This window comes from Paenirhodobacter enshiensis (genome assembly GCF_000740785.1).
Lineage (GTDB): Bacteria > Pseudomonadota > Alphaproteobacteria > Rhodobacterales > Rhodobacteraceae > Rhodobacter > Rhodobacter enshiensis.
The window spans coordinates 1-790 of sequence record NZ_JFZB01000092.1 but is presented as its reverse complement, the minus strand read 5'-3'; the positions used below and the strand labels follow the sequence as shown (position 1 = coordinate 790).

Below are 790 nucleotides of genomic sequence, written 5' to 3'. Positions count from 1 at the left end.
GGATCCCGTGACCCCCCCGAGCAGGCCAGAATTCCCGGTCAGATCGCCCAGAAGACCGCCATCGGCAATCAACCCGTCGAGTACACCCGTCGTCCCGGAAGTCTCCGACCCCGAGCCGGTGACTCCGCCCAGCAGACCGCCCAGCAGACCGCCCGAGGTGCTGTCCCCGCCCAGCAGGCCGCTCACCGTGTCGGTCACACCGCTCAGCAAACCGCCCGAGGTGCTGTCACCGCCCAGAAGGCCCCCCAGAAGACCGCCCGAGGTTGCCTCCCCGGTTACCCCCGAGACGATCCCCGTGGCATTGTCCAGCAGCGTCCCGACCGTCGAACTCAGATCGCCCGTCACACCGCCCAGAACCGTTCCGAGGTCATTGACAAGGCCCGAAACCGTATCACTCAAGGCGCCACCGTCCGTCGTCCCGCCCTCCAGCAGCCCGGATCCGGTCAGAGAGCCCACGAGACCATCGGAGCCGGTCACCGACGACAGCAGGCCATCGTTCCCAACCAGAGACCCCAGAAGGCCGTCAGAACCGGTCACCCCCCCGAGCAGGCCCGAATTCCCGGTCAGATCGCCCAGAAGACCGCCATCGGCGATCAGCCCGTCGAGAAGCCCGGTCGAGCCATCGCTGGTCAGCCCATCTACCAGATTGCCAACCGTATCGCTGACATTGCCCACCAGGTCGTCGAGCAGCCCCCCGGCATCGCTGACCACATCGCCGACAGTGTCCAGAATATCGTCCAGAAGAGTGGTGTCCGAAGCATCCGTCGGCTCGGTCGTATCCGTCGGCTCG

General features: G+C 66.5%; 1 protein-coding gene. It reads right to left on the bottom strand.

The window, feature by feature from the left end; all coding sequences use genetic code 11:
- The coding region (locus CG50_RS17380; protein ID WP_036640682.1) for a hypothetical protein at positions 1–790 on the bottom strand (790 nt) is incomplete at both ends.